At 37.2% G+C, this 15,252-nt stretch carries 16 protein-coding genes; 9 read left to right on the top strand and 7 right to left on the bottom strand.

Annotation, left to right across the window (positions count from 1 at the left end):
* Positions 1-109 precede the first annotated feature (109 nt).
* A complete protein-coding gene (locus tag JOE44_RS05705; protein ID WP_209784726.1) occupies positions 110-907 on the top strand; it encodes an SDR family oxidoreductase in 798 nt (265 codons plus the stop codon).
* A 77-nt stretch (positions 908-984) separates the two neighbouring features.
* A complete protein-coding gene (locus JOE44_RS05700) occupies positions 985-1,899 on the top strand; it encodes an AraC family transcriptional regulator (protein ID WP_209784725.1) in 915 nt (304 codons plus the stop codon).
* A 177-nt stretch (positions 1,900-2,076) separates the two neighbouring features.
* Here the strand turns inward: JOE44_RS05700 and JOE44_RS05695 are convergent, their stop codons facing one another.
* The gene (locus tag JOE44_RS05695; protein WP_209784724.1) at positions 2,077-2,688 is read right to left on the bottom strand and encodes a GNAT family N-acetyltransferase; all 612 of its coding nucleotides are present in this window, start codon (positions 2,686-2,688) and stop codon (positions 2,077-2,079) included.
* 192 nt (positions 2,689-2,880) lie between these two features.
* Here JOE44_RS05695 and JOE44_RS05690 point away from each other — a divergent pair, with 192 nt between their 5' ends.
* The 3 genes from JOE44_RS05690 (at position 2,881) to JOE44_RS05680 (ending at position 5,759) form a co-directional block, all read left to right on the top strand.
* Positions 2,881-4,035: an MFS transporter gene (locus JOE44_RS05690; protein WP_209784723.1), complete on the top strand. Its 1,155-nt coding sequence runs from the start codon at positions 2,881-2,883 to the stop codon at positions 4,033-4,035.
* Between the two features lie 124 nt (positions 4,036-4,159).
* Entirely contained in the window at positions 4,160-5,017 is an 858-nt protein-coding gene (locus JOE44_RS05685) for a helix-turn-helix domain-containing protein (RefSeq protein ID WP_209784722.1), read from the top strand.
* Between the two features lie 91 nt (positions 5,018-5,108).
* Complete coding sequence (locus tag JOE44_RS05680; protein WP_105682565.1) at positions 5,109-5,759, top strand: HD domain-containing protein; 651 nt, start codon at positions 5,109-5,111, stop codon at positions 5,757-5,759.
* Positions 5,760-5,823: 64 nt separating this feature from the next.
* Here the strand turns inward: JOE44_RS05680 and JOE44_RS05675 are convergent, their stop codons facing one another.
* Both JOE44_RS05675 and JOE44_RS05670 read right to left on the bottom strand, forming a co-directional pair.
* The gene (locus JOE44_RS05675) at positions 5,824-6,213 is read right to left on the bottom strand and encodes a hypothetical protein (protein ID WP_209784721.1); all 390 of its coding nucleotides are present in this window, start codon (positions 6,211-6,213) and stop codon (positions 5,824-5,826) included.
* A gap of 40 nt (positions 6,214-6,253) precedes the next feature.
* Positions 6,254-7,630 carry an MFS transporter gene (locus JOE44_RS05670; protein WP_209784720.1) on the bottom strand — a complete coding sequence of 459 codons (1,377 nt, stop codon included), beginning with the start codon at positions 7,628-7,630 and terminating at the stop codon, positions 6,254-6,256.
* Between the two features lie 71 nt (positions 7,631-7,701).
* Here JOE44_RS05670 and JOE44_RS05665 point away from each other — a divergent pair, with 71 nt between their 5' ends.
* From JOE44_RS05665 to JOE44_RS05655, 3 genes are all read left to right on the top strand, one after another.
* Positions 7,702-8,547: an AraC family transcriptional regulator gene (locus JOE44_RS05665; RefSeq protein WP_209784719.1), complete on the top strand. Its 846-nt coding sequence runs from the start codon at positions 7,702-7,704 to the stop codon at positions 8,545-8,547.
* 91 nt (positions 8,548-8,638) lie between these two features.
* The gene (locus JOE44_RS05660) at positions 8,639-9,133 is read left to right on the top strand and encodes a MarR family transcriptional regulator (RefSeq protein WP_209784718.1); all 495 of its coding nucleotides are present in this window, start codon (positions 8,639-8,641) and stop codon (positions 9,131-9,133) included.
* Complete coding sequence (locus JOE44_RS05655; protein WP_209784717.1) at positions 9,130-9,894, top strand: hypothetical protein; 765 nt, start codon at positions 9,130-9,132, stop codon at positions 9,892-9,894. Before JOE44_RS05660 ends, JOE44_RS05655 begins: the two co-directional genes overlap by 4 nt.
* A 66-nt stretch (positions 9,895-9,960) precedes the next feature.
* Here JOE44_RS05655 and JOE44_RS05650 read toward each other — a convergent pair whose 3' ends face one another.
* Positions 9,961-10,203: a hypothetical protein gene (locus JOE44_RS05650; RefSeq protein ID WP_209784716.1), complete on the bottom strand. Its 243-nt coding sequence runs from the start codon at positions 10,201-10,203 to the stop codon at positions 9,961-9,963.
* A gap of 196 nt (positions 10,204-10,399) precedes the next feature.
* On the opposite strand from JOE44_RS05650, the gene JOE44_RS05645 reads away from it, so the two are divergent.
* Positions 10,400-11,695 (top strand): deoxyribodipyrimidine photo-lyase, encoded by a 1,296-nt coding sequence (locus tag JOE44_RS05645; protein WP_209784715.1) that lies wholly within the window; start codon positions 10,400-10,402, stop codon positions 11,693-11,695.
* 73 nt (positions 11,696-11,768) lie between these two features.
* Here the strand turns inward: JOE44_RS05645 and JOE44_RS05640 are convergent, their stop codons facing one another.
* From JOE44_RS05640 to JOE44_RS05630, 3 genes are read right to left on the bottom strand one after another with little or no spacing between them, the layout of a single operon-like run.
* Positions 11,769-12,464, bottom strand: coding sequence for an ABC transporter ATP-binding protein (locus JOE44_RS05640; protein ID WP_105682558.1), 696 nt, complete (start codon positions 12,462-12,464; stop codon positions 11,769-11,771).
* Positions 12,458-13,804 (bottom strand): DUF3526 domain-containing protein, encoded by a 1,347-nt coding sequence (locus JOE44_RS05635; protein ID WP_209784714.1) that lies wholly within the window; start codon positions 13,802-13,804, stop codon positions 12,458-12,460. The genes JOE44_RS05640 and JOE44_RS05635 overlap by 7 nt, the downstream gene beginning before the upstream one ends.
* Positions 13,805-15,250, bottom strand: coding sequence for a DUF3526 domain-containing protein (locus JOE44_RS05630; RefSeq protein ID WP_209784713.1), 1,446 nt, complete (start codon positions 15,248-15,250; stop codon positions 13,805-13,807).
* Between the last annotated feature and the right edge of the window lie 2 nt (positions 15,251-15,252).

The raw sequence follows: 15,252 nt of genomic DNA, 5'->3' as shown, positions 1-15,252 counted from the left end.
AAAAACAAATGTATTTCAGCATCCGTTTTGGCTACAGCTTACCGCATTTTGGCAACTCCGGCGTTTCTTCTAATGCTGAACTTTGTCCTGTAATTTTAAACCAAGAAAAATGAAAACAATTTTTATAACAGGTGCTTCTACAGGATTAGGAAAAGCAACTGCACAATTATTTCAAAACAGAGGATGGAAAGTAATCGCTACGATGAGAAACCCGGAAGCAGCGGCCGATCTTACAGCTTTGGAGAATGTAACTGTACTTCCACTGGATGTTACCAATCCGGCACAGATACAATCCACCGTGAAGCAGGCTCTTGAGCTTGGAGATATTGATGTCGTTTACAATAACGCAGGATATGGCCTTATAGGACCTTTGGAGGCTCTTTCTGATGATCAGATCGTAAAACAGCTGGATACTAATTTATTAGGGGTTATACGCATTACACAGGCATTTATTCCTTACTTCAGGGAACAGAAAAAAGGAATGTTCATTTCTACAACGTCTATAGGAGGACTGGTTGCTTTCCCGTTAGGTTCTACGTATCACGCTACCAAATGGGCACTTGAAGGGTGGAGCGAAAGCTTGGCTTTTGAGCTTAATACATTGGGAATTGATATTAAAACGGTATCTCCGGGAGGAATCAAGACTGATTTTGTAAGCCGTTCATTGGATTCAGCATCCAGTCCTGCTTATGAAGAGATGACTAATTCTCTATTTTCTAAAATGGATGGAATGATGGAGGCTGCTTCTACACCGGAACAGATTGCAGAAGTAGTGTATGAGGCTGCTACGGATGGTAAAAAACAGCTTCGATATGTGGCCGGAGAAGATGCTAAGGCTATTTATGCACAGCGCCTTGAACTAGGTGATGAAGTGTTTAGAGAGCAGTTTGGGAAACAGTTTATTTAATCAGGTTTTTGAAAGACAGTATAAAGTAAATCTCATTTATACTGTCTTTTCCAACAAATAATTTATAATTTTATATCATGGAAAAGAAAGATAATGTTCCTTTGAAAATTTCATCCATATCAGAACTGCACAGTATGCTGCAGCTCCCTAAACCGCTTCATCCATTGGTAAGCCTTGTGGATAATACGAAAATGAGTATCAAAAAGGATATGCTGAAGAGAAGTTTTATCCTGAATTTTTATAAAATTTCTTATAAATATTCTACTACCGGGAAAATGGGCTATGGACAGGGATATTATGATTTCAATGAAGGAGGAATGATGTTCACGGCACCAGGACAGGTTCTTTCTACCGATGAAAATGCACAATATTCCGGGTATACATTACTGGTGCATCCGGATTTCATCAGAAGCTATCCTTTAGCAAAGAATATTAAGAATTTCGGTTTCTTTTCTTACGATACCAATGAGGCACTGCATTTGTCTGATCAGGAAAAAACTACGGTAACAGGATTGCTGAATAATATTGAAAATGAGCTCAATACAGCCATTGATGAAGTAAGTCAGGATGTTATCGTTTCTTATATTGATGTTCTTCTCAATTACAGCAACCGTTTTTATAAAAGACAATTTATTACCAGAAAAACAGTCAATAATGATTTGCTGACCAAACTGGATCATGTGCTTGAAAATTATTTTAACCAACAGGAGACCTTAAATAAAGGGCTTCCAACCGTAGAATTTCTGGCTTCCACACTCCATCTGTCTCCTCATTATCTGAGTGATATGCTTCGTAATCTTACCGGACTGAATGCCCAGCAGCATATTCATGAAAAACTGATTGAAAAAGCGAAAGAATATCTTACCACTACAGGGTTCTCTGTATCTGAAGTTGCCTATGCTCTGGGATTTGAGCACCCACAGTCATTCAATAAACTTTTTAAAAAGAAAACCGATAAAACACCGCTGAGTTACAGACAGTCTTTTAATTAGAGACAGATCGGGATTTTCTAAAGGAATAGGTATGCTTCAGTGAGCATGGAAGAAAGAAGAATTTGTTTCAAAGAAAAATTATAAAAAAATAAACTGAATTCAGGTTTAAACCTTAACAAAGTTGACAGTATAATATCTTTTCCCATCCGGAATTGATTTTATACTGTCTTTTGTTGTTTATAAAGTGGACTGTTTTTCTTTTATCAGAGTTTCGATCTTAAGCTTTGCGGCATTCCATTCATCATCTAAAATACTGTAATAAGCAGCATTTCTTGTACTGCCGTCACTGAGAACCTTGTCTTTGCGTAAAATACCTTCAAATACACCGCCGATTTTTTCAATGGCTTTTCTCGATCTGAAGTTATTGTCTTTCGTTTTTAATTGTACTCTGTTTGTTTTCAAAATATCAAAACAGAAGGTGAGAAGCAGTAATTTGCATTCAAGATTAATGGCTGTTCCCCAGAATTCCTTGATAATCCATGTCCATCCGATTTCCAGCTTTCTGTCTGCAGGGTATATTTCAAAAAAACGGGTGGAGCCGATCAGTTTTCCGGTTTCTTTATGACGGATTACAAAGGGATATTGATTTCCGGTTTCCCTTTCTGACAAGGCAAATTCATAGCTTTTATAAAACAGATCTTTATCTGAGCAGTCTGTAGGAATCAGTGCCCAGAGTTCTTTATCTGAAGCGGCAGTAAATAATTCTTCAAGATGTTCTTTTTCAAGAGGAATTAACTCAACCGTTTCTCCTTCTAAAATTGTTGGATAGGAAATCCATTTTTCTTTCATGGTTTATTTTTATAGAACGAAATTAATGAAAAATGAAGATCAGTGTTCCAAAAACACAGTGATTTTCTACCATATTGAAGTCTGCTTTCCTACTTATTGGTTAAAATGGAACATAAAAATGACAAAAATGAACTAGATTTTAATGCATGTCCGTATCTAACTTTGCAAAAGGAATTTTATTACCCTGTTATAATGAACGAGAGAGAATCTTTTAATGCAAAAATGCCGACAGCCTGCTTCTTACTTTTTTTTGCCCATGGGCTTGTTTTTTCTTCCTGGGCGAGCCGGATTCCCATCATAAAAAATGCTCTTTCGATCAATGAAGCAGAATTGGGAACCCTTTTGCTTCTCATGCCAATAGGACAGCTTTCTACAATGGTTTTAGCCGGAAAATTGATCAGTGTCTACGGAAGCAGCTGGATTATTAAAAGATGCTTTTTATTGTATCCTTTTTTTCTTTTGTTAATCGGGTTAGCTTCTTCTTACTGGACGCTGGCCGTTGTTCTGTTCTTCTTTGGCGTTTCCGGAAATATGTGCAATATAGCGATCAATACACAGGCTATTGAAATAGAATCTATAACAAAAAGAACACTTCTTTCTTCGTATCACGGAGCCTGGTGTTTTGCAGGCCTTACGGGAGCGGTAGTGGGTTTATTAATGATCAATCTCCATATAGGAACTTTTTACCATTTTGTTTTTACTTTTATCCTTGTTGGGATACTTTGGTTCTATAGCAAGGGAAATCTGACTAATATTATCCATAAAGCAGAGCCGCAAACCCGGTCAATATTCAAATTTGTGAATCCAACATTGTTGGGACTGGGCGTTATTGGATTCCTGAGTATGGCGATTGAAGGGGCAATGTTCGACTGGAGCGGAGTGTATTTTCAAACGATAGTTAAAGCACCGGAGAATCTTGTTATACTGGGATATACGAGTTTTATTTTAATGATGACTTTAGGTCGTTTCATCGGGAACAGAATTATTGAGAAGTATGGGAAAAAGATTGTTTTGCAGTGTTGTGGAATCCTGATGAGCGGAGGACTTTTTCTAAGTGTTTTCTTCCCGGAATTATGGATCTGCATCATCGCTTTTATGATTATTGGCCTTGGAAGTTCTCTGAGTGTGCCATCCGTTTATAGTACGGTGGGGAAAGTGAGTACGGTAGCTCCAAGTATTGCTTTGTCTTTTGTATCCAGCATCTCATTTTTAGGATTTTTGATGGGCCCGCCTCTTATCGGATATATTGCAGAAAGCTTTGATCTCAGATATTCCTATGGACTTTTTGCCTGTTTTGGGATTTTACTGGCAATTATGGCCGGGCAGATGAAAGTTTTCAGAAAGTAATACGTACTCTCTTTTCAAGGGAATTCTGACATCTGTTAAGTATTTTTTGACATGTTCCGGCTTGTTGTCATTGACTAATGTTGCATTTCAAAATACTGTTTATCTTTATTTAAAATTTACTTTCATGAAACCGGTCTCAGCAATTTTAACCGAATCTGTTATTGATCATTCTTTTTCTGTAAAACGGCTGGAGGATGATATACCGTATTCAAGAGGTTTTGTGAGACTTAATTATCACCATATTTTGATGATCGAAAAGGGTAGAGGAATACTGACTGTAGACGAACATTCTTTTGATATAGAAGATCAGGAAATTTTTTTACTGTCTAAAGGTCAGATCTGCAGGTTTGAAAATAATACGGATATCCGTGGTTATTATATTTCCTTTGGGGACTGTTTTTGGGAAAAAGTACCTTCCAGTGCCAGCAATTGCAAGGCTGTGCTGTTTAATAATGCTGCTGCAAATCAAAAACTGAAACCGGATCAGGCTGAAACAGATGAATTTGTAAGCTTGTTTAAAAATTTACTGGCAGAATACCAAACGGAGGCTTATACCAACCAAATGGATGTACTGGCGGCCTATTTAAAAATCATTATGATAAAACTGGCGAATGTAAAAATTGTATCGGAAGAAACTTTTGACAGCCAGGCTTATATTATTTACCGCAAGTTTATGGATCTGCTGAGCAGTCAGTATCACAGTCTTCATGCAGTCAGTGAATATTCAGAGCTGTTGAATATTACCCCGAGAAGACTTAGTGAACTGTGTAAGCGGTGTTGCCATAAAAGCGCAAAAGAAATCATCAACGGACAGATTATTGCGGAAGCCAAAAGACTCCTTCAGTTCAGCGCTCATTCTGTAAAAGACATTGCCTATCAGCTTAATTTCAGTACATCGGAACAGTTCAGTCATTTCTTTAAAAAAAATACAGAAATATCTCCGGCTAACTATCGCAGTCATTTCATTCATATTGGAATGTAAACGGAATCGAAATTTTGACATGTTATCGGTATTTATTGATATTCTCAGGCATCTGTAATCATGATACCTTTGGATAAAATTAAGTAAAGATATGTCAGTAAATCGTATGAAAGAAGTAGCCGGAATTATGATCCCGGACAGTAAAATTGCAACAGAAGCCACAGAACTTCTGTTAGAACACGGAACAGAATTTATCTACAATCATTCTCTTCGTGTTTTCCTGTTTTCCTCATTAAATGCAAAACGTGAAAACAAAGTTCATGATTCTGAGCTGTTGTATGTAGCCTCAGTATTTCATGATCTGGGGCTTGTTTCTCATTACAGCAGTCCTGATCTGAGATTTGAGGTAGATGGTGCCAATGCGGCACGAGACTTTTTGAAAGGACATGGGATTGCTCAGGATAAACTTCAGCTCGTTTGGGATACCATTGCTCTTCACACCACCATCGGTATTGCAGAACATAAAGAGAATGAAGTTGCCTTAATGTATTCAGGAGTAGGACTGGACGTGATGGGAGAAGGGTATGAAAACCTGAGTACAGAACATCGTGAAGAGATTATAAAAGCTTTTCCGAGAAATGATTTTAAAAAGAAAATTATTCCCACTTTTTTCGGAGGCTTTGAACATAAAACAGAAACCACTTTTGGAAATATAAAAGCAGATGTCTGTGCCTTCATGATCCCGAATTTTGAAAGGAAAAATTTCTGTGACTGTATTTTGCATTCTCCTTGGTCTGAATAAACTTGTCAGCCAGCCCGAATATTATATATATCCGGGCTGTTAACTTTCACTATATCGATATTGTTTATATCCAATGCTCTATAAGGTGGAGCCAAAGTGCTTTTTCTTCATTCAAAAGAAAAACGGCTGATGATGCTCTTTTGGTCGTGATTTGGCCTGTAATCTGGGTTTCAGTATAAGTGGCAAGGCCATGATGGTCAGAATGGCTTACTTCAATATTTTCAACGTGAATAGTACGTTCCGGAAATTTTCCAAATACGGTGGGAAGCCAGTCTCCAAACATGGATAAAGTAACAGGGTCTCCATTTCCAGTGATCATTTTGAAATCCGGTGAAAATCCGGATAATAACGCTTTATAAAGACTTTCCTGATGTTCTGATTTTCCCTGAAACCACTTTTCAATATTCTTATGAAATTCTTCTATTTCCCAAATGATTTTTTCTGTATTGTTCATATTTAAATGTATAGTATTTTTTTGATTTTAAATGGTCTTTTTAATCAATGATTTTTCTTAATCTGCTTCCTGCCCATATTCCAATGAGTTGAAAAACACCAATCATTCCTACAGCGACTACAAATGCTTCATTGAATCCCAGAATTTTTATCAGATTAAAAAATAGTGTTCCAATGATAGCTCCTCCGGTGACACTTCCAATCTGAATGCCTATGCTTATCAGTCCTGAAGCCTGCCCGGCTTTTTCTTTAGAAACCAATGAAATGGCTGTCCGCATCATGACCGGCATAATAGTACCATGTCCAAACCCTGCAATAAATAAGGTAATATGAGTAATGAAAGATGGTTTTTGCTGAACATAAAATGCTGCTGCACTTATCACAAAACCTGTCATCAACAATCCCAATCCTGTATACATCATTTTGTAAGTTGTCAGTTTTATTTTTGAAGTCACCAGAGGTCCCAGGAAAAAGGCAAGTCCATAAGGAACTATTGCCAGACCTGTCTGCATGGAGTTTTGATGAAGAAACTGCTGAAGATAATAAGGGTAACAAATAAATAAACCTGCTGTGAAATTGTAAAAGAAAATAATCAGAAGACTTAATGCAAAGGGTTTCTGTTGCAGCAATGCAGGATCTATAAGTATCGGACGGTTTTTTTGCAGTTGTTTCTTCTCATAGCGTAGAAATGAAATTAATAATAAAATTCCTGCAAGAAGAACCCCGAAAATCCACCATGCCCATTCGAATTTCTGTCCGAAAATAAGAGGGCAGATGAGCATAAGCAATGCCAGAATCAACAATAAAGCTCCCATAAAATCAATACCTGTCTGTTCTTTTTTATTAAGGTCGTCCATCGTAAAATGAATTCCCAGAATACAGATAACGGTAATAGGTACATTCACAAGAAATACCATTTCCCAGGAAAAATGTCCCCATTGCATGCTTAAAAGAACTCCGCCAAACAATTGCCCAACCACTGATGCAAGACCAAATACAGAACTGAAAAGACTTACAGCTTTAGGTTGTTCCTGACTGCTGAAAAGATCTTTTATGGAAGCTAATACCTGAGGAGCCAAAAGTGATGCTCCAACGCCCTGGAACATTCTGAAGATAATGAGCCCTGTAACATCCGGAGAAAAAGCGCAGGCTAGAGATGAAAAAAGGAAAGTATATAATCCCGCAATAAATATCTTCTTACGTCCGTAAATATCACCCAGCCGTCCGCCGCAAACAACAAGTGCAGCATAGGTGAGTCCGTAAATGGCAATGACCATTTGAAGCTCATGATCACTGGCATTGAAGGCTTTTTTAATAGAAGGTAATGCCATATTAACAATAAAATAATCCAGGGGTGAAAGAAATGCTCCTGCGATCAGAAAATTTAGTGCCTGCCACCGTTTCGGATATGTGTTCATATTTTTTTATGCAAAATTACCCGCTTTGTATCCTGTTAAAATTGTACTTTTGGAGGAAAATTGAGTGTGTAATGAAAGGAATGCATCTTGAAGGGATTGAAGTAAGGGAGATACAACTGAAAGAAGAGATGTTGTTCAGGACAAAGACTTTTCTTTCATTCGTTTATATTGTCAAAGGAGAAGGAACGCTTATGTATGATGAGCGGAATATTAATTTCTCTGAGGGTAAGCTTTTCATTATTCCGGAGCAGGAAGTGTATCGTTTTGAAAGCAAAGCTGCCCGGCTTATCAGTATTCAATGTCCGGTTGAATTTATTGATAAAATCCGGTTGGAAGCAGATCGTATTGAAAGCTGTGAGAATTTGTATAAGCTGCAGTATATCAGTAATAATTATCACGCAAGGGCAGGATGTGTTTTCAGAAATAAAAACGATGAACATTTTGCAGAAACTCTTATTCTGCAGATCGTCAATGAATTTAACAATAAAGCAGATGATTATCTTATTATCCGCAACTGTATGTCAATCCTTCTCAATCTGATTGCAAGGAATATTATTCAGAGTGAAACTTCTGATCTCCAGGAAAACCGGAAAGCTTTTTCCATCATGAAGATCATCGCGTATATTCAGCAGAACATAAAGGATCGTGAGAAGACAGGAATTCAGAAGATTGCTGAACATTTTGGAATTTCAGGGAATTATTTCGGAGAATATTTTAAACAACAAACAGGGACTTCCTATCAGGATTATCTGTTGGATTACAGACTAAAGCTGGTGGAAACCTATTTGAAATACAGCAGTGTCCGTCTAAGTGAAATTGCTTATGAACTTCAGTTCAGTGATGAAAGCCATCTTTCCAAACTTTTTAAAAAATACAGAGGAGTAACGCCTGGTGAATACAGGAAGAACTTCAAATAACTTTTATCTTAAATTCTTAATTCAAAAAAATATAAAGCTAACTATATAGTTGACTTTATATTTTTATATATTTACAGCAAAAAAATTTCAGATGGATTTTGACTTTATTAGAGAACTAGGGTATAAGGCTTTAGATAGTCGGTTGAAAAGAATCAGTGACAGAATGTCTCATGATGTGAGGAAATTTTATAAAGAATTTGAGATCGATGTGGAACCGAATTGGTATCTGGTGTTTATGCTGCTGAAAAGGAAGGGTGAAATTTCAATTACTGATATTGCTGAACCCCTAGGGTATTCTCATCCGTCCGTTGTGGTGATCGTTAAAAAAATGAATGAAAATGGTTATCTCATGATCAGAAAAGACAGTGTGGATAAACGGAAGCAGATCATTTCATTGTCTCCCAAAGCCATTGAAAAGCTCCCACAGCTGGAGCAGATCTGGGACAGTTGTGAAAAAGCAATCCTGAAGGTTTTATCTGAAGATCTGGCAATTTTTACTTATCTGGATCATATTGATCAGGAACTGAAAAACGAATCTTTTCATCATCGTTTTAAACAAGAATATTTAAAATCAACTCAATCATGAAAGCATTCATTCTCCTCACAGCATTTCTTTTTTCCAATCTTATGATTTCTGCAACAGAAACAAAAATCATGATAAGAGCTAAGGCAAGAGATGCAAAATTTATCGGAACTTCATTAGGTGGAGCTCATGTTATCATTAGAAATAAACTTAATCAGAGAATTCTGGCAGAAGGAAATACAACCGGAAGCACCGGGAATACTGATCTGATTATGAAAACGCCTAAAACCAGAGGGAGCTCAATTGTCGATGCACAAACGGGAGGTTTTATGGCTGCTGTGGATATTGACGAACCTACATTTGTGAATATAGAAGTTATCTCTCCTCTGAACAGTAAACAGGCTCAGGCCGTTGTAAGCACAGAACTATGGCTTATTCCCGGGAAACATATTTTGGGAGAAGGAATAATCCTTGAAATTCCCGGCTATATTATTGATATTCTGAAACCCAGAACCCATCAGTATATCGCATTGAACAGTATTAAAGACAAGCCTTTCCAGTTTCAGGCTAATATTGTCATGATGTGCGGATGTGTCATTGATAAAGATGGAGTATGGAATTCCAATGAAATTGAAGTAAAAGGAATCCTTAAGAAAGACGGAAAGTTTGTGAAGAATATAGAGATGTCCTGGGTATCAACCAATCTGTTTGAAGGAAGTCATTTAATCAATTCTCCGGGAAATTATGAACTCGTCCTGTATGCCTATCATGAGAAAACCGGAAATACGGGTGTAGATAAGGTGAACTATGTTGTGTTTGAATAAACAAAATAAAATATATTTGAATGAAAAGAGACTTTTGAAAGGTCTCTTTTTTATTCAGAATACGAATTATAAAACCTGAAGTTCTTTAAATACCTCAATAATGGCTTCAATAAGTCCTTTATCTATAGACTTTTCCGCAGTAGTATCCGGCAAAAGAGCCCGCAAATCACCGTGATCATCACGTTCAATAACGACTTCAGTGCCCTCCACATCCACATATAATTTGTATCCGTAAGAAAATGTTGCAAGCTTTCCGTTGAAAAGCAGTTCTTTACCTTTATAAGTTACCGGTACTTCAAATTCTTCCATTACTGTAAGTTTCTATTCATTTAAAATCCAGACAAATGTCGGAAAATTTTAATTCATATTATCATACAAATTATAATGATAAAGCCAAATAATACAAATCACTAAAATTATTTATAGGTTAAAATCTGTATATTTATCCGTATTTACGAAAGCAATTCTAAAACAGAAATGATCAATGAAATTGAAAAGAACTTCTATGAAAAATACAATCACCCTCTTTTGGTTCAGACGTGATTTGAGATTGGAAGACAATATCGGACTTCACCATGCACTCCAATCTGATGCTCCTGTAATGCCTGTATTTATCTTTGATAGTGATATTCTCGAAAAACTGGAAGATAAAGAAGACCGCAGGGTGGATTATATTCATCAGGCTTTGACGGCTATCAATATTTCCTTGGAAAAATACCATTCAAAAGTGAATACTTACTATGGCAAACCTATAGAAATATTTAAAAAATTATGCGAAGAATATACTATTGAAGGTGTTTTTTGCAACAGAGATTATGAACCTCAGGCCATTGAACGAGATAAGGAAGTCTATTATTTTTTCAAGGAAAAGAATATCCCCTTCAAAGCCTACAAAGATCAGGTAATTTTTGATAAGGATCAGATTATTAAAAAGGATGGCACACCCTATACTGTTTACACCCCTTTTGCAAAGAAATGGAGGGAAACCTTAACTCCTGAACATTATAAATCTGTAGAGCCCAGCTTTACAAACCTTTTCCCACAGGAATATACAGACATTCTTACCCTAAAGGAGATTGGTTTCAGAAAAACGGAAATTAATTTTACCCATCCTGTTCTGAATGCTTCAATTATAGATCATTATGATCAATTTCGTGATTATCCGGCCTTACAGCATACAACCCAATTGGGAATTGCTTTACGTTTTGGAACCATCAGCATCAGGAAATGTGTGGCCTTTGCCCTGAAACATAATGCTGTATGGCTTTCAGAATTGATCTGGCGTGAGTTTTTTATGCAGATTTTATATCATTTTCCGCAAGTGGTTCATCAGTCTTTTAAAAAGCAGTATGATAATATTAACTGGCGGAATAACGAAGAAGAATTTAAACATTGGTGTGAAGGAACTACAGGCTACCCAATTGTAGATGCCGGAATGAGAGAATTAAATCAGACTGGTTATATGCATAACCGTGTACGAATGATTGTGGCGAGTTTCTTATGTAAACATCTGCTGATCGACTGGCGTTGGGGAGAAGCGTATTTTGCTTTAAAACTTAATGATTATGATTTGTCTGCAAACAACGGAAACTGGCAGTGGGCAGCAGGTTCCGGCTGTGATGCGGCTCCTTATTTCAGGGTTTTTAATCCGACAGCTCAGGTTGAAAAGTTTGATAAAGACTTATTGTATATCAAAAAGTGGCTTCCGGAATGGAATACCTCAGCATATCCTTCCCCAATCGTCGAACACACTTTTGCCCGTGAAAGAGCCTTATCCGAATACAAAAAAGGATTAACATAAATAGACAATACCAAAAAATGCCCGGTAACAAAAATGTCACCGGGCATCAACCAATTGATATTTAATATGAAAATTAAATCGTTTTCAGATACAGCTCCTGTAATTCCTGAGCGGTAAAAGCTTTGGAAGGCAGATTTTGCACCAGCTCTCCCTGTTTCATAATTCCGATATTGGTGGCTACACTTACTGCATTGAAAATATCATGAGTAGCCATTAAAATAGTTCTGCCTTCTTTCCCCAGCTGGCGAACAATTTCAGTGAATTCGGCTGTTGCTATTGGATCCAGTCCGCTGGTAGGCTCATCCAGAAGAAGTACTTTTGCATCTTTGGCAAGGGCAATAGCAATACCTACCTTTTGCCGCATCCCTTTTGAATATCCTCCCAGGGCTTTGTGGTGAGCTGTCTCCTGTAATCCTGTACGCATGAGTAATGCGGAAAGCTCTTCTTTTTCATAATTAAATCCAGCAATTTTGGAGAAAAAATCGAGATTCTCCAATCCGGTAAGATGAGGATATAAAAGCACTGTTTCAGGAATATATGCCAGATGTTTTTTTATTTTCTGAGGCTGATCTTTTACTGAAATATCATGAATGAAGGCATCTCCGGAAGTGGCTTTTATAAGCCCAAGAAGAATATTGATGGTTGTACTTTTACCTGCTCCGTTTTGCCCGAGTAGCGCAAAGATTTCCCCTTTCTTTACTTCCAGATTAAGAGAATGAAGTGCTGTAAAATCATTATATTTTTTATGTAGGTTGATCGTTTTTAACATAGTTTTCTGTATTTGTATTGTGAAAGGATAATGAATAGTGTGATGAAGATGAGGTATGGCAGAAGGATCTGTATCCATTGGATAGGTGCAGATAATTTGAATACCTGTATGGTTTGCTGTCCCCAGTTGATAGGTTCTGCCGTCTGTCCTGAAAAAATAAGAGGGTAGAAGTACAATCGTTTTTTCTCATGGAATTTTTTGAGTGAAGAGGCATACTGCAGATTATTATTCATATCCGTTTTTGCCAGATGGCTTTCTACAAGCTGGGTATGAAGGTTGGGAAGGAAATAACCTAAATAAACTGCAGCCTGATTTCGTTTTTGCATTTTTTCTGTATACTGTTCAGAAGATGCTGCAGATTCAAGATCTCCCATATGCTGCATGGCGTAATACCATGTCCAGGTGAACGTATCATTTTCTTCTACGGTGAAATTTCTGTATTGAGGATATGCTTTGTAAAATTTTTCCATGGTAGGGAGCTTAGCTTCATCCCATTTATTGTGATAGCCTTCTCTCTGTTCCATCACTGCTTTAAGAGATTCGTTAACAGGGTATATCTTTTGTATCAGAATATTACTGCTCATCGGAATAATAAAGTTAATGCCCACCCATACGATCAGAAGGATTAACGCATTCTGAGCTGATGATTTTCGGAAAGAAATAACCCACCTGCATAAGGCAAACCAGAACAGAAGATAAAGCCATCCGCTGATAAGAAAAGCAATATAATACAGATCCAAAGGTATTTTTATCCAAACTGAGGCGATGATCATTAATGCCAGATATACCGCAGTAACAGCCAAAAGACGGATAAGCATCTTATGATCCAGAAGCTTTTGTAAATTTCCGCTTTGTACCGAAAGCAATTTCCAGGTTCCTCTTTCTTCTTCCTCAGAAATCAGATTATAACAGAACGCCACAATCACCAGAGGAAAAAGGAAAACAATGACAAAACTAAAGTCAAAATTTCCGACAGCCGCATTGGCAGGATTATAAAAATCAGAATTGTAGCGTTGTTCCTCCAGATTTCGGATGGTCACTCCCTGGATAGATGGGTTTAAATCCCGCATTCCGATATTTAAAGCGGCAATTCTGGGAGTTTCATTCACTAAATTAAATTTGATGTAGTAAAGAACCAGTCCCAGATCATCTTTATGGAATTTTATATTCCGTTGAATGCTTTCTTTTTGAAATGTTTCACTTTTGGAAATGATATCCTCGTTCCGATCCAGAAATTTTTTTCCGGTATAAATGGCCATGATCCCAGCCATGAATAAAAACAACAATGCAATGATATAAGCCTTGTTACGGTAAAATTGAGTATATAAATAACGATTCATTTAGATGAGTTTTAATTTTCTTCCACTTATTTCAATTGCAATAACACATACAGCCAGCCATAGAACCAATGCAGCAGCAGGAATTGGCTGTTCTTTCAGACTGTACAAAACAGGAGTATATTGATATTCAAAATCCGGAAATTTTTCCCAGTTGTCTTTGTCGATTACAGCGGGTGGCCCTCCATTTTCAGGCTTTACATTGCTGATATGTTCAATTTGCAGGTCATTTAAATGCTGAGCCATCTGATAGCGGTATTCTTCTGCCTGCTTTTGAAATTGGGTATAAGAGAAGAAATCCGTACCTGTAGCAATCATGGAAAAGTTTTTAATAGCAATGGCCGGATTAATCAGTCCTGAAATATCCGTAAGGTTTTGTTGTTTGTTATAAATGGTCTGCAGTTCTTTCTGATGTCTGATATAAATCTGTGAACTTATTTTTTCCCCTTCCTTCATGACAAATCCGCCATAGTTGAAAGGAAGCTCATTGGTTGTTTTTACCTTATACTTTGCCAATAAAGAATCTTTGATCTTCTTAAAGTGCGGATCATCAGGATTGTGGCTGTCTCCTGATTTTAAAATATCCTTTTCCAGCGTAGTTTCAAAAGCAATACGGGAAGGTGCGGGATAAAGGTTCTGTGCGGCAAACTGAATTCCCTTAGGCAAAACAATAATGAAAAGAAGCCAGAAACCTATAAGGCTGATCAATGCTGAAGAAGTACTTTTATGGTTCGCCGAAACAATAATAGTCAAAGCGCTGATAAAAAAATAATAGATCATATAAGCAGGCAATATCAATGCAAGCCTTATTACAATATCAGCAGAATCAGTAGTTTCTGACAGAAGTGTAGCTGCCAAAACAACAGGAATTACCGGAATCAGGAAACATAAAGAAAAAAGCCACAGTCCTATGACTTTCCCCCAGACAATATCTCTTCCTGAAGCTCCCTGTACGCTGATGATTTTTAATGTGGCATTTTCACGTTCCTGTACAATTAATCCAAATCCTAAGAAAAGGATAATCAAAGGAACAATGCTCTGCAGAATAAAAGCACTGCTGAAAGCTCCAAATCTGACCAAAGTTCCTGAACTTCCGGCTTCTGAAAGGTTCGCTGTATTCTGTTTATGGGCTTCCAGGAATATGACATTCCCAAGATAATCGTCCAATCCATTATCAAAAATATTCAAAGGATGCCCAATTCTGAAAACCAGATAGCCATAATGAGCCATACGGTGCGGATGCTTATCAGGTCTGTGTTCCCAGCTTTCCCGTACTTCTTTCCGGTATTCTTTTATTTTTGAAAAGGAATCAGTGTATTTTGCATATCCTATGCTGATGCTCAACAGACAGAATAGGAGAACAGTAATCATGGTGAGGAGGCTTTGTTTTCCTTTAAACAAATCCTGCCAGGTTTTTCTCACCATCAATTGTAAGTTTGAAATTGCCATAT

The organism is Chryseobacterium sp. PvR013, from assembly GCF_017833095.1.
Taxonomy (GTDB): domain Bacteria; phylum Bacteroidota; class Bacteroidia; order Flavobacteriales; family Weeksellaceae; genus Chryseobacterium; species Chryseobacterium culicis_A.
The sequence above is the reverse complement of the archived record's forward strand: the minus strand, read 5'-3'. Positions and strand labels throughout refer to the sequence as shown.

What these genes read in the sequence shown, in the direction of transcription:
- JOE44_RS05705 (WP_209784726.1), top strand. Translation starts at nt 110, where the DNA reads ATGAAAACAATTTTTATAACAGGTGCTTCTACAGGATTAGGAAAAGCA.
- JOE44_RS05700 (WP_209784725.1), top strand. Translation starts at nt 985, where the DNA reads ATGGAAAAGAAAGATAATGTTCCTTTGAAAATTTCATCCATATCAGAA.
- JOE44_RS05695 (WP_209784724.1), bottom strand. Translation starts at nt 2,688, where the DNA reads ATGAAAGAAAAATGGATTTCCTATCCAACAATTTTAGAAGGAGAAACG.
- JOE44_RS05690 (WP_209784723.1), top strand. Translation starts at nt 2,881, where the DNA reads ATGAACGAGAGAGAATCTTTTAATGCAAAAATGCCGACAGCCTGCTTC.
- JOE44_RS05685 (WP_209784722.1), top strand. Translation starts at nt 4,160, where the DNA reads ATGAAACCGGTCTCAGCAATTTTAACCGAATCTGTTATTGATCATTCT.
- JOE44_RS05680 (WP_105682565.1), top strand. Translation starts at nt 5,109, where the DNA reads ATGTCAGTAAATCGTATGAAAGAAGTAGCCGGAATTATGATCCCGGAC.
- JOE44_RS05675 (WP_209784721.1), bottom strand. Translation starts at nt 6,213, where the DNA reads ATGAACAATACAGAAAAAATCATTTGGGAAATAGAAGAATTTCATAAG.
- JOE44_RS05670 (WP_209784720.1), bottom strand. Translation starts at nt 7,630, where the DNA reads ATGAACACATATCCGAAACGGTGGCAGGCACTAAATTTTCTGATCGCA.
- JOE44_RS05665 (WP_209784719.1), top strand. Translation starts at nt 7,702, where the DNA reads ATGAAAGGAATGCATCTTGAAGGGATTGAAGTAAGGGAGATACAACTG.
- JOE44_RS05660 (WP_209784718.1), top strand. Translation starts at nt 8,639, where the DNA reads ATGGATTTTGACTTTATTAGAGAACTAGGGTATAAGGCTTTAGATAGT.
- JOE44_RS05655 (WP_209784717.1), top strand. Translation starts at nt 9,130, where the DNA reads ATGAAAGCATTCATTCTCCTCACAGCATTTCTTTTTTCCAATCTTATG.
- JOE44_RS05650 (WP_209784716.1), bottom strand. Translation starts at nt 10,203, where the DNA reads ATGGAAGAATTTGAAGTACCGGTAACTTATAAAGGTAAAGAACTGCTT.
- JOE44_RS05645 (WP_209784715.1), top strand. Translation starts at nt 10,400, where the DNA reads ATGAAAAATACAATCACCCTCTTTTGGTTCAGACGTGATTTGAGATTG.
- JOE44_RS05640 (WP_105682558.1), bottom strand. Translation starts at nt 12,464, where the DNA reads ATGTTAAAAACGATCAACCTACATAAAAAATATAATGATTTTACAGCA.
- JOE44_RS05635 (WP_209784714.1), bottom strand. Translation starts at nt 13,804, where the DNA reads ATGAATCGTTATTTATATACTCAATTTTACCGTAACAAGGCTTATATC.
- JOE44_RS05630 (WP_209784713.1), bottom strand. Translation starts at nt 15,250, where the DNA reads ATGGCAATTTCAAACTTACAATTGATGGTGAGAAAAACCTGGCAGGAT.